Raw genomic sequence first — 21,109 nt, forward strand, 5'->3', positions numbered from 1 at the left:
AACGCATGAGCACGATCGTGGTCGCGGCGGTGATCGTCGCCCCCGGCGGCAGGGTGCTGGCCGCGCAGCGCGCCGCCCCCGCCGCGCTCGCCGGGGGCTGGGAGTTCCCCGGCGGCAAGGTGGACCCGGGGGAGAGCGAGGTCGCCGCGCTCGTTCGGGAGTGCCGCGAGGAGCTCGGCGTGGAAATAGCGGTGGGCGCGCGCGTGGGCGAGGACTGGGCGCTGTCGGAGGGGTACGTCCTGCGCGTCTGGCTGGCCACGCTCGCCTCCGGCACGCCCGAGGCCCGGGAGCATCTGGCTCTTCGCTGGCTGGGGCCGGGGGAGTACTACGACGTGGAGTGGCTGGGCGCCGACCTGCCGATCATGAAGACCGTGGAGAGTCTGCTGCGGCAGGATTAGACCGTCTCTCTCTGTGACATAACGATTACTACACGTGATTTGTCGCAGTGGGGGAGTGGAGTGATGCGGCGTGGCTGGATCCTTTCTGGAGCGCTGATCCTGGTGGCGTTGCCCTCCGTGCCCGTGGCGGCGGCGGGGGTGACGCTCGTGCTCGAACGCGTGAGCGGCCCCGAGGGTGTGGGCCAGTGGATCAGGACGGGTGACGTCCAGCGTTTCAGGGTCCGGCTCAACGGGATGGGCAAGGGGGCCAAGGTCGCGGTGGCTACCAGCCCTGCTGCGGCGTTGTCGGGGCTGGCGTGCCCGTCGCCCTCCGGTGCTTCCCGGCTGTCCGCTGGTGGGGTTGAGGGTTCTGAGGCTGTTGACGGGGTTCCGGCCTCCGGAGGGGACCCCGTGCCGGGGCCGTGGAGCGCGGGAGATGCGACGGATCCGGATGCCGGGGCGTTTCCGGAGGAACCGGAGCCGTGGCGTCCCGGGCCGGGCCGCCACCTGACCCGCGCGGAGACCGGTCGCGGAGCACCGCGGGCCGAGGCCGGTCGCGGCGCGGCGCCGTTTGAGGCCGGTCATAGCGCGCCGCAGGCGGGGGCGGACCGGGAGGCGGCACAGTTCGGTCCGGGCGCCCAGGACGCCGCCCCGCCGGTCGGGGCCGGTCAGTGGATGCCGCCGGGTGGCGGGGCTCAGGGGATGCCGCGCGGCGAGGCAGGCCAGCGGGTCCCGCGCATGGAGGCAGGGCAGGGCGCGCCGTGGGCTGCGGGCGGTCGGGGAGTGCCTCGGGCTGAGGACGGCCGGCGGATGTCCCGCGTTGAGGGTGGTCAGGGCGTGTCTCGGGCTGAGGGTGGTCAGGGCGCATCCCAGGCCGAAGGTGGTCAGGGCATGGCTCAGGCCGAGGGTGGTCGAGGGGTGTTTCCGGCTGAGGGCGGGCCGGGTGGGGGGCAGGTCGGTGGGGGGCGGCAGGCGGCCGGGGTGCTGGCCGCGCGGGCGTTGGCCGGTGTGGAGGGCTCGCCTTCCGGTGGCGGTACGCTGCCCGGCGCGCGGGTCTGCGCCCTCGGGCCGATCTACGGTGAGCGGGCGCTCGACGTGACCTTCCAGGCGCCCGAGGGGGCCAAGGAGGTGGTGCTCGCGGCGGTGGCCAGGATGCGGACGCCCTCCGGTGGGCTGACCACCATCAACAGGACCACGTCCATGCAGGTCGCCGAGGAGATGCCGCGCGAGGCCGCCACGATCAGCGGTCAGGCGGTGCCCGTCCCGGCCACGGCCCCCCACAAGCGGCGGCGGCCCGGCCGTCAGGTGGCAGGCGCACAGGGGCAGCAGACGGGCGCCGCCGGGCTCCTCGCGGGGACGGGTGGAGGCGTCGCCGGGCTGACGCCCGGGACAGGCGGAAAGACCCGAGGCGGCCTCCCCGGCCTGACCGGTACGACGGCGGGAAGGGGCGGCCTCCCCGGAGGAGCCGCAGGCTTGCCTGTCACGGGTGGAACCCGGGGGGCGCTCCCGCGCGTCGGCGGCGGGGGCGTGGCGCGGACGCCTCGACAGGGAGGCACGGGCGGAACCCTGGGCGCGTTCCCGCGTGCGGGAGGCGTCGGCCAGGGCGTCACCCCTGGGACGACCGGCCGGGCACCCGCCGGCACTCGGGGAACGGCACGAAACGGCCTCCCCGGCGGCCTGGCGGCAGGCAGCCTGCCCGGTGGCGCGGCGAGCGGCCTGACAGGGCCCCTGCCGGGTGGCGCGGCGGGTGGCTTGCCGGGTGGTGTGACGGGGAGCGTGCCCGGGGGTGCCGTTCAGAAGGGGCTGCCTGGGGGTGCGGCGCACGGGGGGTTGTCCGGCGCGGCAGGGCTGGCGCAGGGCGCGGTGCCGGGGATGACACACCAGAGCCTGCCCGGCGTCATGCCACCGGGGAGTGTGGCCGGAGGTGTGGCGCCGGGGAGCGCCGCCGGGGGCGTGGCGCCGGGCGGCACGGCCGGGGACATGATGCCCGGAGGTGTCGCCGGGGGTATGGTGCCCGGGGGCGTCGGTGGTGGGGTGCAAGGGGGAGGGGTTCCCGGGGGCGGGGCGGTGAGTCTGGCGCCGGAGTCGGGGGCCGGGGCGCCGTGGCCGGTGCAGGTCGTGGAGGCGCGGAAACCGGTTCGCCCGGTCGCGTACGCCAGCCCGCTGGACGGGCCGCGCGGCTTCTCGCTGGTCATCGGGGCCATCGGCGTCCTGCTCGGGGCTTTGTGGCTGGTTACGCGAGCTAAACGCCGCCATAAGCCGCGAAACGTATGGTAATTCCGTCTTTACTGTTGCTTTGACCCGACTAGTATTCCCTTGACCATGGTTCCGGGACTATGCGGAGGGCTCCGGTGGCACGCACGCGAGCGACGGCCGTGTCCGCGATCGTCCTAGCGCTCGGGCTCACGGGCGTCGGCGTGGCCCCCTTCGTGGGGCAGAGCGCGAGCGCTTCGGTCGGCAGCGCGGCGTTCGACCCGGCGGTGGAGCCGTGCGACGCGGGCCAGACCTGCGACCCGCAGACCACGGTCACGGTCACGACGACGTTGGGCACGCCCACGCCGGAGGAGGCTCCGGAGACGACGATCACCCACACCGTCACCGCGAGCCCGACGAAGACCACGAAGGCCCCGAAGCCGCCCAAGACCACCGCGGCCCCCACGCCGCCGCCCGTCCAGGAGACGACGCAGCAGCCGCTGGCGCCCCTGCCCACCGCGCAGACCACGGCCGGGCCGCTGCCCACGGAGCAGACGACGGAGCCGTCCGTCGAGATGCCGTCCGTCGCGCCGACGGACCCGCCCACCGCGACCGCCCCGCTGACGGCCGACACCGCCCCGAGCACGGACTCGGTCCAGCTGGAGGTGCGCGCGGCCGCGCCGGAGTTCGACCAGAAGTCGCTGACGCAGAAGCTCAGCATCCCGGCGCTGGTGCTGGTCCTGCTCGCGCTGTTCGCGGTGCTCATCTTCGAGGGACGGCTGCGCCGCATGGCCCACGCGGCGGCCGTGCGCAAGGCGGGCCCCCCGCTGGCCGGCTCCCCGATGGGCCGCCCGGACGCGCCGCCGCCCGGCTACCCCGCCGGCCCCGGCTACGCCACGGCGTCCTTCCCCGCCCCCGGCTACCCGGGCGGCACGGCGTACGCGCCGATCATCAGCTTCGTCCCGATCCAGACCTACCCGGCCGGCCAGCCCGGCTACGGTCCGGCCCACCACGACCCGGCCTACCACGACCCGTACGGGCCCCAGGGCGGCTACCCGCCCGAGCCGGCGCCGACCGTGCCCGCCGCCATGCCCCCCACGACGCCGGCGACCGCGCCCGAGCCCGTGGTCCTGCACCCCGACGAGTTCGACAGCTACAACGAGCCGCCGCAGCCCGCCCAGGAGTACCGTGACCCGTTCGAGCCGCTGATCCCGGCCGAGCAGCCGCCGGCCGAGATCCCGCCGGGCGGCGGGAAGCCGTACGAGGACGAGCGCGAGTTCCCGCTCGCCCCGGCGGCGGCGGCCGAGAGCGGCGACTCCGAGCCCTGGCAGCAGGGCCCGTCCCTGTTCGAGCCGAAGCAGCCGGTGCAGCCGCGCCCGCCGATGGAGCCGCAGGCCGGGCAGCCGGGGCCGCCGGAGGGCTACCTGCCGCCGCCGTACCTGCCGCCGGAGGGGGACGCCGCGACGGTCGTCCAGCCGCTGCCGCCGCAGCCCCCGGAGGGCGCCACCAAGGAGATGCAGGACCCCAAGCACCGGAAGAAGCGCTGGGGCCGCAAGTAGCACAAAGCGGAAGCGGGGGCCGGATCCATCCGGCCCCCGCTTCCGCTCTGCCGCCTACTTGGCGCGCTTGAAGATCTTGTTGCCCAGCCAGACCAGCGGGTCGTACTTGCGGTCGGCCACGCGCTCCTTCATCGGGATGAGCGCGTTGTCAGTGATCTTGATGTGCTCGGGGCAGACCTCGGTGCAGCACTTGGTGATGTTGCAGTAGCCGAGCCCGTGCTCCTCCTGGGCGGACTCCTGCCGGTCGGCCACGTCGTACGGGTGCATGTCCAGCTCGGCGATCCGCATGAGGAAACGCGGACCGGCGAAGGCCGGCTTGTTCTCCTCGTGGTCGCGGATCACGTGGCAGACGTTGTTGCACATGAAGCACTCGATGCACTTGCGGAACTCCTGCGAGCGCTCGACGTCGACCTGCTGCATGCGGTACTCGCCGGGCCGCACGCCCGCCGGCGGGGTGAACGAGGGGATCTCGCGGGCCTTCTGGTAGTTGAAGGAAACGTCGGTGACCAGGTCCTTGATGACGGGGAAGGTCCGCATCGGGGTGACCGTGATGGTCTCGTCCTCGGAGAAGGTGGACATCCGCGTCATGCAGCCCAGACGCGGCTTGCCGTTGATCTCCATGCTGCACGAGCCGCACTTGCCGGCCTTGCAGTTCCAGCGCACCGCGAGGTCGGGGGCCTGCGTCGCCTGGAGCCTGTGGATGATGTCGAGGACGACCTCGCCCTCGTTCACCTCGACGGTGAAGTCCTCAAGCTTGCCCTCGCCGCCCTCACCACGCCAGACCTTGAACTTCGCCTTGTAACTCATTTGGCAATCCCGTCGAACTCGGCCATCTCTTCGTCGGTGAGGTACTTCTTCAGCTCGTCCCGGTCGAACAGGGTGATCAGGTCCTCGCGCATGGACGGCTGGACCTTCTCCACGACCTGGACGCTGTTGCCGTCCTCGGTGGAGCAGACGAGCAGCTTGCGGCGCCATTCCGGGTTCATCCCGGGGAAGTCGTCGCGGGTGTGGCCGCCGCGGCTCTCCTCGCGCAGGAGGGCGGCGCGGGCGACGCACTCGGAGACCAGGACCATGTTCCGCAGGTCGATGGCCAGGTGCCAGCCCGGGTTGTAGATCCGCGAGCCGGCCGCGCCGACCTGGCGCACGCGCTCCTTGAGCTTCTCCACGACCTCCATGGCCTCGGAGACCTCCTCGGCCTTGCGGATGATGCCGACCAGCTCGTTCATCGTCCGCTGGAGCTCGTGGTGCACCTCGTACGGGTTCTCGCCGTCGCGCTGGAGGGGCGCCAGGGCCTCCTCGCGGGCCGCGTCCACGAGCTCCTGGACGACCTTGGGACGGGCGGCGAGCCCGTCGACGTAGGCCGCCGCGCCCGCGCCCGCGCGCCGCCCGAACACCAGCAGGTCGGACAGCGAGTTGCCGCCCAGCCGGTTGGACCCGTGCATGCCGCCGGACACCTCGCCCGCCGCGAACAGGCCGGGCACGGCCGCCGCGCCGGTGTCGGCGTCGACCTCGACGCCGCCCATGATGTAGTGGCAGGTCGGGCCCACCTGCATGGGCTCGGCGGTGATGTCGACGTCGGCCAGCTCCTTGAACTGGTGGTGCATCGACGGCAGCCGCTTCTTGATCTCCTCGGCCGGCAGGCGGGTGGAGACGTCGAGGAAGACGCCGCCCTGGGGGGATCCGCGGCCGGCCTTCACCTCGGCGTTGATCGCGCGGGCCACCTCGTCACGGGGCAGCAGCTCCGGCGGGCGCCGGTTGTTGGCCTGGTCGGTGTACCAGCGGTCGCCCTCCTCCTCGGTGGTGGCGTACTTGTCCTTGAACACCTCGGGGATGTAGTCGAACATGAAGCGCTTGCCCTCGGAGTTGCGCAGCACGCCGCCGTCGCCCCGGACGGACTCGGTGACGAGGATGCCGCGCACGGACGGCGGCCAGACCATCCCGGTGGGGTGGAACTGGATGAACTCCATGTTGATCAGGTTGGCGCCGGCGAGCAGGGCCAGGGCGTGGCCGTCGCCGGTGTACTCCCAGGAGTTGGAGGTGACGACGTACGACTTGCCGATGCCGCCGGTGGCCAGGACCACGGCGGGGGCGTCGAACAGCAGGAAGTTGCCGGTCTCGCGCCAGTAGCCGAACGCGCCGGAGATGCGGTCGCCGTCCTTCAGCAGGCGGGTGACGGTGCACTCGGCGAAGACCTTGATGTAGGCCTCGTGGTCGCCGTGCGTCTCGAAGTCCTCCTGCTGGAGCGCGACGACCCGCTGCTGGAGGGTGCGGATCAGCTCCAGGCCGGTACGGTCGCCCACGTGTGCGAGCCGCGGGTACTCGTGACCGCCGAAGTTCCGCTGGCTGATCTTGCCGTCTTTGGTGCGGTCGAACAGCGCGCCCCATGCCTCCAGCTCCCAGACGCGGTCGGGGGCCTCCTTGGCGTGCAGCTCGGCCATGCGCCAGTTGTTGAGGAACTTGCCGCCCCGCATGGTGTCACGGAAGTGCACCATCCAGTTGTCGTCGGAGTTGACGTTCCCCATCGCGGCGGCCGCGCCGCCCTCGGCCATGACGGTGTGGGCCTTGCCGAACAGCGACTTGCAGACGATCGCCGTGCGCTTGCCCTGCTGACGGGCCTCGATGGCGGCCCGCAGCCCGGCGCCGCCCGCACCGATGACGACGACGTCGTATTCGTGACGCTCGATTTCCACTGGAAGAAGTCCTTTATGCGAACGGGAAGGCGATGACGCCCTTGGCGACCATGCGGACGTAGAAGTCGGCGATCATGACCGAGAACATCGAGGCCCAGGCGAGCTGCTGGTGCTTGGCGTTGAGCTTGGAGACGAACGTCCAGGCCTTGTAGCGCAGCGGGTGACGGGAGAAGTGGTTGAGCCTGCCCGCGGTGATGTGCCTGCAGGAGTGGCACGACAACGTGTACGTGTTGATCAGCACGGCGTTGACGACCAGGATCCAGGTGCCGAGGCCCTGCGGCTTGTGCACCAGCGCCAGGACGGCGTCGTAGGCCAGGACGAGGCCGATCACGATGGCCGCGTAGAAGAAGTACCGGTGGATGTTCTGCAGGATCAGCGGGAACCGGGTCTCACCGGTGTACTTCCCGTGCGGCTCCTGGACGGCGCACGCGGCCGGCGACAGCCAGAACGACCGGTAGTACGACTTGCGGTAGTAGTAGCACGTGAGCCGGAACCCGCCCGGCAGTCCGAGGATGAGCAGCCCCGGCGGCAGGGTGAACCAGTCGCCGATCGGCGCCCACCCGAACAGCCGCGCGCCCTCGGGGCACGCCGTGGTCAGACAGGGCGAGGCGAACGGGGCGATGTACGGATCGACGAAATAACTGCCGTCGATGATCGCCCACACGCCGTAGACGAGGAACGAGCTGAGCCCGAGGAACGTCAGCAGCGGGACCAGCCACCACCTGTCGGTGCGCAGCGTGCGCACCTTCACCTGGGCACGTTGCCTTCTGACCGGGGCTTCGGGCGTCGTCTGGGTCATCGCGGACCTCTCCACCTCCCGCGGACCCTGCACACAGGGGGGTCCGGGTCGTTTCACTGGGCGCGCGTACGGCGGGTGCGGTACCGCTCTGGGCGCGCATTGGTGGGGGATACGTTACGACGACCGCATACGATTTTGTGAGCGGGGTCACTCACTTTTTCGATGACCTACTGTGATTCCTGTCACGTATACGCGTCAGGGCCGCGGGCCGGGCGCCGGCAGCTTCACTACGGTCACGAAAAAATCATCTATTTGCCGGACAACACGGATAAATTGCTCGAAATCCACCGGCTTCGCGACATAGGCGTTGGCGTGCAGCCGGTAGCTGTGCAGGATGTCCTCCTCCGCCTCCGAGGTCGTCAGGATCACCACGGGGATCGTCCGCAGGGCGGCGTCGGCCTTGACCTCGGTCAGCACCTCCAGGCCGTTCATCCGGGGCAGGTTGAGGTCGAGCAGGATCAGGTCGGGCCGGGGCGCGCCGGCGTAAACGCCCTCCCGCCGCAGGTACGCCATCGCCTGCTCGCCGTCGTTGACCACGTTGAGCCGGTTGCGCACCTTGTTGAGGTCGAAGGCCTCCCTGGTGAGCAGGATGTCCCCCTGGTCGTCCTCCACGAGGAGCACGTCGATCGGGCGCCAGTCCGTCATGCGTCGCCTCCGGCCGCCGGCAGCGTCCAGCGGAACGTCGTGCCCTGGCCGGCCGGTTCGGCGTCCAGCCAGAGCTGCCCGCCGTGGTACTCGACGATCTTCCGGCAGAGCGCCAGGCCGATGCCGGTGCCGGGGTAGACGTCGCGGGGGTGGAGCCGCTGGAAGATCAGGAAGATGCGGTCGGCGTACTTGGGGTCGACGCCGATGCCGTTGTCGGAGCAGCTGAACTCCCACATGTCGCCCTTCCGCTCGGCCGTCAGGCGCACGCGCGGCGGGTCCTCGGAGCGGAACTTGACCGCGTTCTCGACGAGGTTCTGGAAGAGCTGCGTGAGCTGCGTCCGGTTGCCCTCGACCACGGGCAGGCCGTCGCGGGTGACGGTGGCGCCGCTGTCCTCGATCGTGGCCGACAGGTTCTCCAGGGCCCGGTCCAGGGCCTGGCCGGAGTCGGTGGGCACCCGCTCGCCGCTCACCCGGCCCACCCGGGAGAAGTCGAGCAGGTCGTTGATCAGGAGCTGCATGCGCTTGGCGCCGTCGACGGCGTAGTGGATGTACTGGCGGGCGCGGTCGTCGAGCTGCGGGCCGTACCGCTGCTCCAGCATCTGGGTGAAGCTGGCGACCTTGCGCAGCGGCTCCTGCAGGTCGTGGCTGGCGACGTAGGCGAACTGCTCCAGCTCGCCGTTGGACCGGCGCAGCTCGTCGGCCTGGTCGGCGGCCCCGCGCCAGGCCGAGACGATGCGGCGGCGCATGGAGTCGACGTGGCTGGACAGCTCGCTCAGCTCGGCCGGCCGGTCGACGCCGAGCCGGTGGTCGAAGTCGCCGGCGGCGACCGTGCGGACCTGCTCGGTGAGCTGGTCGATGGGCTTGAGCACGGCGTACCTGATGACGAACGCCAGGCCCGCCCCGCCCGCCAGCAGCACCCCGAACAGCACGATCAGCGCCACGTTGAGCCGGTCGAGCTGGGCGGCCATCGCGGGCCTCGGCCCCAGGGCCCGCGCCTGCGCGATCATCGACATGGTGACCACCACGCCGGTCGCGAACGCGAACCCCGCCAGCACGCCGATGGCCAGGAACCAGCGGGCCACCGGCAGCCTGCCGAGCCCGGTCGGCCGCTTCGGCGGCGGCAGCGGATGGATGCTCATGCCTTCCTCCTCGACACCAGGACCACCGCGAGGTCGTCGCTGAGCCTGCCGGCGTGCCTGATCAGCCGGTCGAGGTCGATCACGCCGTGTTCGCGCACCAGCCCGATCAGGCCGTCGACGCCGAGCAGCTCCCTCTGCCCGCCGACGGCCGCCTCGATCAGGCCGTCGGTGTAGAGCATGATCGACCACTCCTCGCCCAGGGGCACGTCGATGACCGTCCACTGCGCGTCGGGGAAGATGCCGAGCGGCGGCCCCGAGGGCGTGCCGGCCAGCACCGCGGGCACGCCGTCGCGGACCAGCACCGGCGGCGGGTGCCCGACCACGCGCATCCGGGCCTGGCGCAGGTCGGGCGTGAAGGTGGCCATGCAGAGCGTGGTGTAGATCTCGGGCGCCTTGCGCTCGGCGCGCAGGAGGGCGTCCATCGTGCGCAGCAGCGTGTCGTCGGTCTGCCCGGCCAGCACCAGCGTGCGCCAGGCGATGCGCAGCGCCACGCCGAGCGCGGCCTCGTCGGGCCCGTGGCCGCAGACGTCGCCCACCACGACGTGCACCGAGCCGTCGGGGGTCTGGACCATGTCGAGGAAGTCGCCGCCCAGCAGGGTTCCCTGGTTTCCAGGCAGGTAGCGGATCTGGTGCGTGATCGCGTCGGTGCGCAGCAGGGGCACGGGCAGCAGGCCGCTCTCCAGGCGGGCGTTCTCCTTGGCGGTCAGCTCGGCCTCGAACAGCCTGAGCTGGGCCAGGTCGGCACGCTTGCGCTCCATGGCGTACCTGATCGACCTGGCCAGCAGGCGGGCGTCGATGTCCTGCTTGACCAGGTAGTCCTGGGCGCCCGCCTGCACGGCGGTCACGCCGACGTGCACGTCCCTGAGGCCGGTGAGGACCAGCACGGCCGCGTGCGGCGCCAGCGCCAGCACCTCCTCCAGCGCCTCCAGCCTGCTGGCGTCGGGCAGGGTGAGGTCGACGAGGACGCACTGGATCGTCGGGTCGAGCTTGGCCTTGGCCTCCTGGAGGCTGCGCGCCCAGAAGATCGTCGGTGGCGCCTCGGCCTGGTTGAGCAGTTCTTCGACGAGGAAGGCGTCGCCGTCGTCGTCCTCGATGAGGAGCAGTGTCAGCGGCTCGTTGAGGTTTGCCGTCACACACGCCTTCCCGGGGGAGTCGGGCTGTTGCTGCTCATTCTGCGATGAGTTCGACCCCTTGCGGAAGCGTGCCTTCCTGGCCGGCCTCGACCACGAAGGCGAGCAGGGTCTCCCGGAACGCCTGCGCGGCCCTGGTGGGTTCGACGTCCTTGCGGTGGGCCAGGGCGATCGTCCGGCTCAGGCCGGGCGGTGCCAGCGGGGTGCCGGACAGCCCCGGCCGCCCGTCGAGCACCATCGACGGCACCACGGCCACGCCGAGCCCCGCCTCCACGAAGCGCAGCACCGCGTCCATCTCGCCGCCCTGCACCGAGAACCGGGGCTCGAACCCGGCCTGGCGGCAGGCGGTGAGGGTGGCCTCGCGCAGGTCGTAACCGCGCCGGAACATCACCATCTGCCGGCCGCGCAGGTCCTCGATCCGCAGGTACGGCCCCCGCGCCCGCTCGTGCGAGGGCGCGACCACGACGAGGTTCTCCCGCAGGATCTCCTCGGTCACCAGGGAGGGGTCGTCGCTCTGCAGTGGCATGATGATCAGCGACAGGTCGAGTTGCCCCCTGGCCAGCGCCCTGACCAGGTCACGCGAGCCGCCCTCCTCCACCAGCAGCTCCACCCCCGGGTACGCCCGGTGGAAGCGCGCCAGCGCGTCGGCCAGCAGGCCCGCGCACAACGACGGCGTGGCCCCCAGCCGCACCCGGCCCCGGCGCAGCCCGGCCAGCTCGGCCACCTCCTGCCGGGCGGTGTCGGCGTCGGCCAGCATCCGGCGGGCCAGCGGCAGCAGCGCCTCGCCCGCGGCCGTCAGCGTGACGTTGCCGCGCGCGCGGGAGAACAGCGGGGCGCCGAGGTCGTGCTCCAGCGCCTTGATCTGCTTGCTGAGCGAGGGCTGGGCGACCCGCATGCGCTCGGCCGCCTGGGTGAAGTGCCTGGTCTCCGCGACCGCGACGAAGTAGGCGAGCTGCTGCAACTGCATGTGATTTTCCTCGCACCGGCCGAGCATTTTTCCTTATGCCGACCGTATAAACCAAGCATCATAGCCGGAAGCTATGGAAACCAGATCCGTGATGACTTGGACGGATCATTGCTGGATACCTAGCGTTCAAACGTGACTGCCACGATAGAGCGCGGCGCCGCCACCGCGCCTGTTAACGCCCCCAAGGGTGCCTCGCCCGCACCGACGTCCAAGAAGCCGAGCCGGTTCCTGAGCTCGTCGAACGGCAAGAAAGTCGTCATGGCCGTCACGGGCGCCGTGATGGTGTCCTTCCTCGTCCTGCACATGCTGGGCAACCTGAAGATCTTCCTCGGCAAGGACTCGTTCAACGAGTACGCCGTCGCCCTGCGCACGCTCCTTGAGCCCATCGCGCCGTACCGGACGGTGCTGACGATCCTGGAGATCGGGCTCGTCGTCTCCGTCGTGCTGCACATGTGGGCCGCGATCTCGCTGGCGCGCAAGGCGGCCAAGGCCCGGCCGGTCAAGTATGTGGCCAAGAAGTCGCAGGCCAACGGCTACGCCACGCACATCATGCGGTTCGGCGGCCTGACGATCCTGCTGTTCGTGATCTGGCACCTGCTCGACCTGACCTTCGGCGTCGTCAACCCCAAGGGCTTCGACTCCGAGCCCGCCGACCGCATGGTCGCCGGCTTCGACCCCTCCCGCTGGTGGGTGACCCTCATCTACCTCGTGGCCGTCGTCATGGTCGGCCTGCACCTGCGGCACGGCATCTGGAGCGCGTTCCAGACGCTGGGCTGGGCCAACCGCAGCCGCTACCGCGGCCTGCGCCTGACGGCCGCCCTCGTCTCGGCGGTCCTGGTCGTCGGCTTCCTGGCCCCGCCCCTCGCCATCACGTTCGGAGTTGTGAAGTGAAGTACACCGAAGGCTCGGAGATCCGGGACACCAAGGCGCCCGCCGGTCCCATCGAGGAGCGGTGGGAGAAGCGGAAGTTCAGCGCCAAGCTGGTCAACCCGGCCAACAAGCGCAAGCTCAACGTGATCGTCGTCGGCACCGGTCTGGCGGGCGGCTCGGCCGCGGCGACCCTGGGCGAGCTGGGCTACAACGTCAAGTCGTTCTGCTACCAGGACACGCCCCGGCGCGCCCACTCCATCGCCGCCCAGGGCGGCATCAACGCCGCCAAGAACTACCGCGGCGACGGCGACTCGATCTACCGGCTCTTCTACGACACCGTCAAGGGCGGCGACTTCCGCGCCCGCGAGTCGAACGTCTACCGCCTGGCCCAGGTGTCGGTGAACATCATCGACCAGGCCGTGGCCCAGGGCGTGCCGTTCGCCCGCGAGTACGGCGGCCTGCTGGACACCCGCTCCTTCGGCGGCGCCCAGGTCTCCCGCACGTTCTACGCCCGCGGCCAGACGGGCCAGCAGCTCCTGCTGGGCGCCTACCAGGCGCTGGAGCGGCAGATCGCGGCCGGGACCGTGGAGATGCACACCCGCCACGAGATGCTCGACCTGATCGTCTCCGACGGCCGGGCGCGCGGCGTCATCGTGCGCGACATGGTGACCGGCGAGATCGAGCGGCACCTGGCCGACGCCGTGGTGCTGGCCACCGGCGGTTACGGCAACGTGTTCTTCCTGTCCACGAACGCCAAGGGCTGCAACACGACGGCCATCTGGCGGGCGCACGAGCGGGGGGCGTACTTCGCGAACCCGTGCTACACGCAGATCCACCCGACCTGCATCCCGGTCTCCGGCGAGTACCAGTCGAAGCTGACGCTGATGTCGGAGTCGCTGCGCAACGACGGCCGGGTGTGGGTGCCGCTGCGCAAGGACGACGACCGGGCCCCCGGCGACATCCCGGAGGAGGAGCGCGACTACTACCTGGAGCGCATCTACCCGGCCTTCGGCAACCTCGTCCCGCGTGACATCGCCTCCCGCGCCGCCAAGAACGTCTGCGACGAGGGCCGCGGCGTCGGCCCCGGCGGGCTCGGCGTCTACCTCGACTTCCGCGACGCCATCGGCCGCCTCGGCCGCGACGCCGTGGAGAAGAAGTACGGCAACCTCTTCGAGATGTACGAGCGCATCACCGGAGAGAACCCCTACGACGTGCCGATGCGCATCTACCCCGCCGTCCACTACACGATGGGCGGCCTGTGGGTGGACTACGACCTGCAGTCCACGATCCCCGGCCTGTTCGTGATCGGCGAGGCCAACTTCTCCGACCACGGCGCCAACCGGCTCGGCGCCTCGGCGCTGATGCAGGGCCTGGCCGACGGGTACTTCGTGCTGCCCACCACGATCGGCGACTACCTGGCCAACGGCCCGTACGGCGAGGTGGACGAGGAGGCCGTGGCCGAGGCGGAGATCAAGGTCCGGACCAGGATCGACCGCCTGATGTCGGTCAACGGCACCCGCACCCCCGACTCCTTCCACCGCGAGCTGGGCAAGCTCATGTGGGACTACTGCGGCATGGAGCGCACCGAGGAGTCGCTGCGCAAGGCCCTGGAGCGCATCCCCGAGCTGCGCGAGGAGTTCTGGAAGAACGTCAAGGTGTCCGGCACCGCCGAGGAGCTGAACCAGGTCCTGGAGAAGGCCGGCCGCGTCGCCGACTTCTTCGACCTGGCCGAGCTCATGTGCCTGGACGCCCTCGTCCGCACCGAGTCCTGCGGCGGCCACTTCCGCGCCGAGTCGCAGGACCCCGACGGCGAGGCCCTGCGCGACGACGAGCACTTCGCGCACGTCTCGGCCTGGGAGCGCACGCCCTCCGGCGAGACGGTGCTGCACAAGGAACCGCTCGAGTACGAGTACGTCAAGATGACCCAGCGGAGCTACAAGTGAACCTGACCCTCAAGGTCTGGCGTCAGAGCGCCCCCTCGGACGCCGGACGCATGGTGACGTACCGGGTGGAGGACGTGTCCCCGGACATGTCGTTCCTGGAGATGCTCGACGTGCTGAACGAGCGGCTGATCCTGGAGGGCGACGACCCGATCGCCTTCGACCACGACTGCCGCGAGGGCATCTGCGGCATGTGCGGCATGGTCATCAACGGCGTGGCGCACGGCGAGCAGCGCGCCACGACGACCTGCCAGCTGCACATGCGCCACTTCGAGGACGGCGCCGAGATCACCATCGAGCCGTGGCGCGCCGCGCCGTTCCCGGTGGTCAAGGACCTGGTCGTGGACCGCAGCGCGTTCGACCGCATCATCCAGGCGGGCGGCTTCGTCTCGGTGCCGGCCGGTTCGGCCCCGGACGCGCACAGCGTCCCGGTGCGCAAGGAGGACGCCGACGCCGCGTTCGACGCCGCGACCTGCATCGGCTGCGGCGCCTGCGTGGCCGCCTGCCCGAACGGCTCGGCCTCCCTGTTCACCGCCGCCAAGATCACCCACCTCAGCCTGCTGCCCCAGGGCCAGCCCGAGCGCCTGACCCGCGCGAAGGCCATGGTGGACCAGATGGACGCCGAGGGCTTCGGCGGCTGCACGAACACCGGCGAGTGCACGGCGGTGTGCCCCAAGGGCATCCCGCTGGACACGATCGCCCAGATGAACAGCGACTACCTCAAGGCCAACGCCAAGTAGGCCAGGCCGAGCAGGCCCCGTCCCGGAACGCCACCGGGGCGGGGCTTCTGCTTTTTCCCGGCGAGCTGTAACAACACGGACGTTCCCACCACTTCCCGGTGTCAGAAGAACGCACCAGGGACGAAGGGGCTGCGCGGTGACGGATGATTCCCACCGTTTCACCGGCATGTACGACGAATGCCGACAACGGGTGTGGGCCTACGTGGTCAGTCGTGCGGGCCGGCAGGTGGCCGACGAGGTGGTGAGCGAGACGTTCGCCATCGCGTGGCGGCGGCTGGACGACGTGCCGGAGCCGCCGCTGCCGTGGCTGCTCGGCGTGGCGCGCAACCTCCTGCGCGACGACGCCCGCTCGCGGGCGCGCAGGGACGCGCTGGCCGCCGAGCTGAGCTCGTGGACCGAGGACGGCCGCCCGGACGTCGCCGAGCAGGTGACCGAGCGCCTGGGCGTGCTGCGGGCGCTGGCCGAGCTGCACGAGGACGACCGGGAGGTGCTCATGCTGGTCGCCTGGCACGGGCTGTCGCCCAAGGAGGGCGCCCGGGTCGTCGGCTGCTCGTCGGCGGCCTTCCGCGTCCGGCTGCACCGGGCCCGCAAGCGGCTCGCCCGAGCCATGGAGGCCGCCGAACCGTCCCGTCCCTACGTGCGCAACCTCAGCGAGGAGTGGTCATGAACCCGATGGACGAACTCCGGGCCGCACGGCCCGCGCACCTCGGCGACCGGCCGGTGGACGAGCACACCAGGGCCGCCGAGCTCGCGCGCGCCATGTCCGGGCCGCGGGGGCCCCGGCGCCGGCGCCCGGCCGTCCGGCCCGTGTGGGGGCTCGCGGTCCTGGCGGCGGGGGCGACCGCGGTGGCCGTCGTGGTGGCGGGGAACGCCGCTCCGGCGCCCAGGAAGCAGGCTCCGCAGGCCGGGCAGAGCGCGTCGGCGACGCCGCGCAAGGTCACGCTGTCCGCCCGGGAGGTGCTGCTGGCCGCCGCCGAGAAGGCCGACCGGCAGCCCGACCGCACCGGCGCCTGGTGGTACACCTCGTCGGTGAGCAGGTACGTCTACCCGGCCGTCCAGGGCGGCTACCTGGTGGTGGACCGGGAGCGCAACGAGGAGTGGACGCCGCGCGCCACCGGCGGCGAGCAGTGGAGCCGCCAGCAGCGGCTCGGCGCGCTGCCCGCGACCGAGGCCGACCGGCTGGCCTGGGAGCGGGCCGGCTCGCCCGGCGAGATCGAGGTGGTGCCGCCCGCGAAGAAGCTGAGCCGGCTGCGCCTGCCGACCTCGGAAGGCAGGCCCACGACCAGCCACACCCCCCTGGTGGACGGCGACAAGGTGTTCTGGCTCGGCCGCAACGTCACGATGAAGGACCTGCGCGGCCTGCCGGACGAGCCGGCGAAGCTGAAGAAGTGGCTGCTCGACAGCTACGACGGGCATTCGACCGAGTCGTCCAGCGTGGAGATGTCCTCCGACGTCTGGCTGTTCACCGTCAGCGTCGGGCTGATCGTCGACATGCCGGTGACGCCTCAGGTGCGCGGGGCCGCCTTCCGCATGCTGGCCGGGCTCGACTCCGTCAAGGTCATCGAGAACGTCACCGACGCCGAGGGCCGCACCGGCACGGCCGCGGCCATCCGGCAGGACGACGACAGGACCGGGCTGCGGGAGAGCCGCCTGATCTTCGACGAGGCCACCGGGCGGGCGCTGGGCACCGAGACCGTGCTGGTCGAGCCGCGCGGGCAGCGGGGAGGACTTGAGCCGGGCGCGGTGTCGAGCTCCGAGGCCGTCCTGGAGGCCGGCTGGACGGACGCCGGCCCCAAGCGCTGAGCCCCGGCCGAGCAGCCCCCGCAGCGGCCCGCGGCGCCCCGCGGCGGCCCGTGCCGTCAGTCGCGCAGCAGGTGCAGGCGGAAGCGGGTCCCGGCCGGTTCCGAACGCACCTGGAGCAGGTCGCAGAGCTGGCGCACCACCCACAGGCCGTGCCCGCGCAGGGCGGTCGGGGCGGGCGGCAGGTAGCCGGGCAGGACAGCCGTCAGCCTGCCCGGGTCGGTGACGTCGCACACGACGGCGTTCCCGTCGGTCCAGATCGCGAGGTCGCCGTGCCCGCCGCCGTGCTCGACGGCGTTGGCGGCGACCTCGTTGACGGTCAGCAGCAGGCGGTCGGTCAGGGGACGGGACAGGCCGAGCCGTTCGGCGGTCGCCCGCACGTGCCGGCGCACGCGGTGCAGGTCGCCGTCGAAACGCAGCCCGGCGGCCCCGGGCGGCGGAGGCGGCAGCGGGTCGCGGTCGGAGTCGTGGCTGAAGGACCCGGGCTCGACGTAATCGGCGCTGGCACGGGGGCCGTCACCGGTCAGCAGCCCCGGATGGGTCCGGCGGGCGCCTCTGACGACCCGGTCCGGCACCGCGCGCGCGTCGAAGGCGCAGACCATCCAGGCCGCGCGGGCGGCGAAGGCGGCGTTGACCGCCGACTCGTACCGGGTCCACTCGGCCTCCTCGGCCGGTGTGCGGCCGTGCCAGACGGGCTCGGCGATCACCCTGGCGCGGGGATGGGCGTCGAGGTAGCGGCCGTAGGCGGCCAGGGTGCGGCCCGGGGCGTCGTACCAGCCGCCGGCCTCGGCGAACTCGACCTCGCCCGCCCCGCCCGCCTCGCCGCCGAGCGCCCGCGCGAGCAGGTCGACGGTGGCGGCCGTGGCCACCACGAGCACTCCGCCCCCGGCGGCCAGCCCGTCGCGGCAGAAGGGCACGGCCGCGGCCAGGAAGCCGGCGTCGCTGGAGTAGACGAGCGCCTGGTGGACCAGCGGGTGCTCGTCCGGCCGGCCGGCGACGGCGATCATGTGCGCCCCGTTTTCTCCGCGACGGCGAGCTGCTGCCCGGCCACGATCGGTTGCAGGGGTCGGGCCGTTCTCAACGGTATATCTCCCGGGTGCGCGCATACATGGTGTATGTCGGCACACCACGGTCACCCTAGCCAATGGAGGGCGGGCCCGGACCGGGCTTGTCAAGATCTCCGGCGGCGGGGGCCGTACTAATTCGGTTGCAGGGGGTATGTCGTGTCTGGCCAGATAGATCGTGTTCATGAAGACGGCCGGGAGGAGGCGACATGGCGTACAACGAGGTGAGCGGCACCAGGCATCCGCTGCGGATGTGGGCGGAGCCGGAGACGGTCGACCCGCAGGCGATGCAGCAGTTGCGGAACGTGGCCAACCTGCCCTGGGTCCATGGCGTCGCCGTCATGCCCGACGTGCACCACGGCAAGGGGGCGACGGTCGGGTCGGTCATCGCGATGAAGGACGCGGTGTCGCCGGCGGCCGTCGGGGTGGACATCGGCTGCGGGATGACCGCGGTGAAGACGTCGTACAAGGCGTCGCAGCTTCCCGACAACCTGGCCTACCTGCGGGGGAAGCTGGAGCAGGCGGTCCCCGTCGGCTTCCAGCACCACAAGCGGCCCGTCGATCCCGCCAAGGTGCACGGGATGAGGACGGCGGGCTGGGCGGAGTTCTGGCGCGAGTTCGACGACCTGGCCCCGGCCGTCCGCGCCCGCCGCGAGCGGGCAGAGGCGCAGATGGGCACGCTCGGCGGCGGCAACCACTTCCTGGAGGTGTGCGCCGACGACGAGGGCTGGGTGTGGGTGGTCCTGCACTCGGGGTCGCGCAACATCGGCAAGGAACTGGCCGAGCACCACATCGGGGTGGCCCGCGGCCTCTCCCACAACCAGGGCCTGGTGGACCGGGACCTGGCGGTGTTCCTCGGCCACACCCCGGAGATGGACGCCTACCGCCGCGACCTGTACTGGGCCCAGGACTACGCGCGCCGCAACCGGGCGCTGATGATGGGCCTGGTCTGCGACGTCCTGCGCCGCCACCTTCCCGGCATCGGCTTCGACCAGCCCATCTCCTGCCACCACAACTACGTGGCCGAGGAGCGCTACGACGGGGTGGACGTGCTCGTCACCCGTAAGGGGGCGATCCGGGCGGGCAGCGGGGACCTGGGGATCATCCCGGGCTCGATGGCCACCGGCACGTACATCGTGAAGGGGCTGGGGAACCCGCGGGCGTTCAACTCGGCCTCGCACGGGGCCGGGCGGAAGATGAGCAGGACCAAGGCCAAGAAGACGTTCACGGTCAAGGACCTGGAGGAGCAGACGTTCGGGGTCGAGTGCCGCAAGGATCCCGGGGTGATCGACGAGATCCCGGGGGCGTACAAGGACCTGGAGTCGGTGATGGCCGCGCAGCGGGACCTTGTGGAGGTCGTGGCGCACCTGCGGCAGCTCATCTGCATCAAGGGCTGAGGCCCGCACGGCCCTGAGAGGGGCCGTGCGGGCGCGCGCGAGCGCGGGACGGCTTCAGGGGTGCGGGGCCGTCCCGGCGCGCTCCGCGGCGCTGCGCAGGACGCAGAACTCGTTGCCCTCGGGGTCGGCGAGCACCGCCCAGCCCGTGCCGTCCGGCTCGCGCAGGTCGGCGATCAGGGTGGCGCCCCGGCGCACCAGGCGCTCGACCTCCTGGTCCCGCGTGGAGTCGGGACGCAGGCACAGGTGCAGCCGGTTCTTGGCCGCCTTCGGCTCCGGCACCTTGTTGAAGTGCAGGATCGGGCCCTCCTTCAGCATCACCCGGGTCTCCTCGTCACCCGGTCGGTCCTCCGGGTGGACGGGACAGCCGGTCACCTCGCTCCAGAACCGGGCGAGCTCGTACGGATCCGCGCAGTCGATCGCGACATTCTGCAATACCGACACCATGGTGAGATCCTGCCCCGAAGCAGGGCGCATGTCGCGCGAGACTTCTCTGTCACCACAAGGAGGGCGGGCCCGGATGGAGATCGGCGAGCTGCTGGGAACCGGCCGCACCGCGGACGTGTACGCGATCGGGCCCGACCGGGTGCTGCGGCGCAACCGTCTCCCGGCCGACACGCGGCGCGAGGCGGCGGTCATGGCCCACGTGGCGGCCTGCGGCTATCCCGTCCCGCGGGTGTACCCGGGCGGTCACGGGCCGGCCGACCTGGTCATGGAGCGCCTGGCCGGGCCCACGATGCTGCACGCCCTGCTGACCGGCCGGATGCGGGCCGGGGAGGCGGGGACGATGCTCGCGCGGCTGCTGCGCCGGCTGCACGAGCTCCCGGCGAGGACGGCGGCCGATCCCGGGCACCGGGTGCTCCACCTCGACCTGCATCCCGACAACGTCATGCTGACGCCCCGGGGACCGATGGTGATCGACTGGTCCAACGCCGAGGACGGGCCGCCCGCCCTCGACCGCGCGATGTCCGCGGTGATCCTCGCCGAGGTCGCGGTGCAGCCGGCGACCGGGATCGCGGACGTGGCGCAGGCCGTCCTGGGCGGCTTGCTGGCCGGGCTCGGCGACGTCCTGCCGGAGGCGGAGCACCTGGCGGCGGCCAGGGCCAGGCGGGAGGCCAACCCGACGCTCAGCGCGGCGGAGGTCGCCGCGCTCGGCGCCGCTGTGGGCGAGATCACGCGGCTCGCCGCGGCGCTGGGGTGACCCCGCCGCACCTGCGCGGTCGTCCGCCGGGCGAGCCGGAAGGCCGTGGATTACGGGGGAACCGAAATCGCATTTGTGTGTTGTTCGCCTGCTGTTCGCTTTCTTGATCACTCGCTGCGCGAAGCTGACGGGCGTTCAAGAGCGACAGTAAGGATGAACATGCGCAAGATCACCAAGACGCTCTTCGCCGCGGGCGTGCTCGCCTGCGGACTGGCGAGCGCCCTGCCCGCACAGGCCGCCGTCGCCGCCGTGGACCCGGCCGGGGTGTGCGGGTCCGGGTTCCGCGTCATCGACTCGCACCCGTTCAAGTCCGGCAGCACGGCGCTGGGCACGATCTACCTGTCCTACAACTCCGGCACCGGCAAGAACTGCGTCGTGACGGTCAACAAGACGCCGTACACGCGGTGGATGCGGGCGACGCTGACCGTGCAGGGCGGCGCGACCAAGACCGACGCCGGTGAGTTCAAGTCGTACGCGGGGCCGGTGATCCTGTCCGCCGTCGACACCTGCGTCAAGTGGGGCGGCGCCTGGGACGAGTCGCCGTACGTGTGGACCAGCGGCTGGAGCCACTGCGGCTGATCCCGTCAGGACGTCCGGGCCT

Annotated in this window: 20 protein-coding genes; 10 read left to right on the forward strand and 10 right to left on the reverse strand. The window is 71.7% G+C overall.

Going from position 1 to position 21,109, the window contains the following annotated elements; translation table 11 throughout:
* The first annotated feature begins 5 nt into the window (after positions 1-5).
* On the forward strand, positions 6-398 hold the full coding sequence (locus tag ACIBST_RS31495; protein WP_397176941.1) for a (deoxy)nucleoside triphosphate pyrophosphohydrolase: 393 nt from the start codon (positions 6-8) through the stop codon (positions 396-398).
* Positions 399-1,450: 1,052 nt separating this feature from the next.
* On the opposite strand, the gene ACIBST_RS31500 is transcribed toward ACIBST_RS31495, so the two are convergent.
* Positions 1,451-1,615: a hypothetical protein gene (locus ACIBST_RS31500; protein ID WP_397176943.1), complete on the reverse strand. Its 165-nt coding sequence runs from the start codon at positions 1,613-1,615 to the stop codon at positions 1,451-1,453.
* A 1,113-nt stretch (positions 1,616-2,728) separates the two neighbouring features.
* On the opposite strand from ACIBST_RS31500, the gene ACIBST_RS31505 reads away from it, so the two are divergent.
* Positions 2,729-4,129 (forward strand): hypothetical protein, encoded by a 1,401-nt coding sequence (locus ACIBST_RS31505; RefSeq protein ID WP_397176944.1) that lies wholly within the window; start codon positions 2,729-2,731, stop codon positions 4,127-4,129.
* 54 nt (positions 4,130-4,183) lie between these two features.
* Here ACIBST_RS31505 and ACIBST_RS31510 read toward each other — a convergent pair whose 3' ends face one another.
* The 7 genes from ACIBST_RS31510 to ACIBST_RS31540 all read right to left on the reverse strand — a co-directional run bounded on the left by ACIBST_RS31510 (position 4,184) and on the right by ACIBST_RS31540 (position 11,499).
* Positions 4,184-4,936 (reverse strand): succinate dehydrogenase/fumarate reductase iron-sulfur subunit, encoded by a 753-nt coding sequence (locus ACIBST_RS31510; protein ID WP_352324162.1) that lies wholly within the window; start codon positions 4,934-4,936, stop codon positions 4,184-4,186.
* Positions 4,933-6,819 (reverse strand): fumarate reductase/succinate dehydrogenase flavoprotein subunit, encoded by a 1,887-nt coding sequence (locus ACIBST_RS31515; protein ID WP_397176946.1) that lies wholly within the window; start codon positions 6,817-6,819, stop codon positions 4,933-4,935. Before ACIBST_RS31515 ends, ACIBST_RS31510 begins: the two co-directional genes overlap by 4 nt.
* Before the next feature lie 13 nt (positions 6,820-6,832).
* On the reverse strand, positions 6,833-7,618 hold the full coding sequence (locus ACIBST_RS31520; RefSeq protein WP_397176948.1) for a hypothetical protein: 786 nt from the start codon (positions 7,616-7,618) through the stop codon (positions 6,833-6,835).
* A 195-nt stretch (positions 7,619-7,813) separates the two neighbouring features.
* On the reverse strand, positions 7,814-8,263 hold the full coding sequence (locus ACIBST_RS31525) for a response regulator (RefSeq protein ID WP_397176949.1): 450 nt from the start codon (positions 8,261-8,263) through the stop codon (positions 7,814-7,816).
* Entirely contained in the window at positions 8,260-9,402 is a 1,143-nt protein-coding gene (locus ACIBST_RS31530) for an ATP-binding protein (protein ID WP_397176951.1), read from the reverse strand. Before ACIBST_RS31530 ends, ACIBST_RS31525 begins: the two co-directional genes overlap by 4 nt.
* Positions 9,399-10,535, reverse strand: a complete 1,137-nt coding sequence (locus ACIBST_RS31535; protein ID WP_397176952.1) for a PP2C family protein-serine/threonine phosphatase — start codon at positions 10,533-10,535, stop codon at positions 9,399-9,401. The genes ACIBST_RS31530 and ACIBST_RS31535 overlap by 4 nt, the downstream gene beginning before the upstream one ends.
* A gap of 34 nt (positions 10,536-10,569) precedes the next feature.
* On the reverse strand, positions 10,570-11,499 hold the full coding sequence (locus ACIBST_RS31540) for a LysR family transcriptional regulator (protein WP_397176954.1): 930 nt from the start codon (positions 11,497-11,499) through the stop codon (positions 10,570-10,572).
* A 132-nt stretch (positions 11,500-11,631) separates the two neighbouring features.
* Here ACIBST_RS31540 and ACIBST_RS31545 point away from each other — a divergent pair, with 132 nt between their 5' ends.
* From ACIBST_RS31545 to ACIBST_RS31565, 5 genes are all read left to right on the forward strand, one after another.
* Complete coding sequence (locus ACIBST_RS31545) at positions 11,632-12,390, forward strand: succinate dehydrogenase cytochrome b subunit (RefSeq protein WP_352352918.1); 759 nt, start codon at positions 11,632-11,634, stop codon at positions 12,388-12,390.
* Complete coding sequence (locus ACIBST_RS31550; protein WP_352352917.1) at positions 12,387-14,312, forward strand: fumarate reductase/succinate dehydrogenase flavoprotein subunit; 1,926 nt, start codon at positions 12,387-12,389, stop codon at positions 14,310-14,312. The genes ACIBST_RS31545 and ACIBST_RS31550 overlap by 4 nt, the downstream gene beginning before the upstream one ends.
* Positions 14,309-15,049 (forward strand): succinate dehydrogenase/fumarate reductase iron-sulfur subunit, encoded by a 741-nt coding sequence (locus ACIBST_RS31555; RefSeq protein WP_352352916.1) that lies wholly within the window; start codon positions 14,309-14,311, stop codon positions 15,047-15,049. The genes ACIBST_RS31550 and ACIBST_RS31555 overlap by 4 nt, the downstream gene beginning before the upstream one ends.
* Positions 15,050-15,185: 136 nt before the next feature.
* Positions 15,186-15,716, forward strand: coding sequence for an RNA polymerase sigma factor (locus tag ACIBST_RS31560; RefSeq protein ID WP_397176956.1), 531 nt, complete (start codon positions 15,186-15,188; stop codon positions 15,714-15,716).
* Positions 15,713-16,852 (forward strand): CU044_5270 family protein, encoded by a 1,140-nt coding sequence (locus ACIBST_RS31565; protein WP_397176958.1) that lies wholly within the window; start codon positions 15,713-15,715, stop codon positions 16,850-16,852. The genes ACIBST_RS31560 and ACIBST_RS31565 overlap by 4 nt, the downstream gene beginning before the upstream one ends.
* A 56-nt stretch (positions 16,853-16,908) precedes the next feature.
* Here the strand turns inward: ACIBST_RS31565 and ACIBST_RS31570 are convergent, their stop codons facing one another.
* The gene (locus ACIBST_RS31570) at positions 16,909-17,856 is read right to left on the reverse strand and encodes an anti-sigma factor RsbA family regulatory protein (protein ID WP_397176959.1); all 948 of its coding nucleotides are present in this window, start codon (positions 17,854-17,856) and stop codon (positions 16,909-16,911) included.
* Positions 17,857-18,122: 266 nt separating this feature from the next.
* Between ACIBST_RS31570 and ACIBST_RS31575 the strand changes: the two genes are divergently transcribed.
* Positions 18,123-19,310, forward strand: coding sequence for an RtcB family protein (locus tag ACIBST_RS31575; RefSeq protein ID WP_397176961.1), 1,188 nt, complete (start codon positions 18,123-18,125; stop codon positions 19,308-19,310).
* 54 nt (positions 19,311-19,364) lie between these two features.
* On the opposite strand, the gene ACIBST_RS31580 is transcribed toward ACIBST_RS31575, so the two are convergent.
* Positions 19,365-19,754 carry a VOC family protein gene (locus ACIBST_RS31580; RefSeq protein WP_397176963.1) on the reverse strand — a complete coding sequence of 130 codons (390 nt, stop codon included), beginning with the start codon at positions 19,752-19,754 and terminating at the stop codon, positions 19,365-19,367.
* A gap of 73 nt (positions 19,755-19,827) precedes the next feature.
* Here ACIBST_RS31580 and ACIBST_RS31585 point away from each other — a divergent pair, with 73 nt between their 5' ends.
* Entirely contained in the window at positions 19,828-20,508 is a 681-nt protein-coding gene (locus ACIBST_RS31585; protein ID WP_397176964.1) for a phosphotransferase, read from the forward strand.
* Positions 20,509-20,667: 159 nt separating this feature from the next.
* Positions 20,668-21,087, forward strand: coding sequence for a spore-associated protein A (locus ACIBST_RS31590; protein ID WP_397176966.1), 420 nt, complete (start codon positions 20,668-20,670; stop codon positions 21,085-21,087).
* Positions 21,088-21,109: the final 22 nt, after the last annotated feature.

Source organism: Nonomuraea sp. NPDC049684 (genome assembly GCF_044465345.1).
Classification (GTDB): domain Bacteria; phylum Actinomycetota; class Actinomycetes; order Streptosporangiales; family Streptosporangiaceae; genus Nonomuraea.

Excerpts from the sequence above, each read along its gene's own strand:
- ACIBST_RS31495 (WP_397176941.1), top strand. The coding sequence starts at position 6 with ATGAGCACGATCGTGGTCGCGGCGGTGATCGTCGCCCCCGGCGGCAGG.
- ACIBST_RS31510 (WP_352324162.1), bottom strand. The coding sequence starts at position 4,936 with ATGAGTTACAAGGCGAAGTTCAAGGTCTGGCGTGGTGAGGGCGGCGAG.
- ACIBST_RS31520 (WP_397176948.1), bottom strand. The coding sequence starts at position 7,618 with ATGACCCAGACGACGCCCGAAGCCCCGGTCAGAAGGCAACGTGCCCAG.
- ACIBST_RS31525 (WP_397176949.1), bottom strand. The coding sequence starts at position 8,263 with ATGACGGACTGGCGCCCGATCGACGTGCTCCTCGTGGAGGACGACCAG.
- ACIBST_RS31530 (WP_397176951.1), bottom strand. The coding sequence starts at position 9,402 with ATGAGCATCCATCCGCTGCCGCCGCCGAAGCGGCCGACCGGGCTCGGC.
- ACIBST_RS31540 (WP_397176954.1), bottom strand. The coding sequence starts at position 11,499 with ATGCAGTTGCAGCAGCTCGCCTACTTCGTCGCGGTCGCGGAGACCAGG.
- ACIBST_RS31565 (WP_397176958.1), top strand. The coding sequence starts at position 15,713 with ATGAACCCGATGGACGAACTCCGGGCCGCACGGCCCGCGCACCTCGGC.
- ACIBST_RS31570 (WP_397176959.1), bottom strand. The coding sequence starts at position 17,856 with ATGATCGCCGTCGCCGGCCGGCCGGACGAGCACCCGCTGGTCCACCAG.
- ACIBST_RS31575 (WP_397176961.1), top strand. The coding sequence starts at position 18,123 with ATGGCGTACAACGAGGTGAGCGGCACCAGGCATCCGCTGCGGATGTGG.
- ACIBST_RS31580 (WP_397176963.1), bottom strand. The coding sequence starts at position 19,754 with ATGGTGTCGGTATTGCAGAATGTCGCGATCGACTGCGCGGATCCGTAC.
- ACIBST_RS31585 (WP_397176964.1), top strand. The coding sequence starts at position 19,828 with ATGGAGATCGGCGAGCTGCTGGGAACCGGCCGCACCGCGGACGTGTAC.
- ACIBST_RS31590 (WP_397176966.1), top strand. The coding sequence starts at position 20,668 with ATGCGCAAGATCACCAAGACGCTCTTCGCCGCGGGCGTGCTCGCCTGC.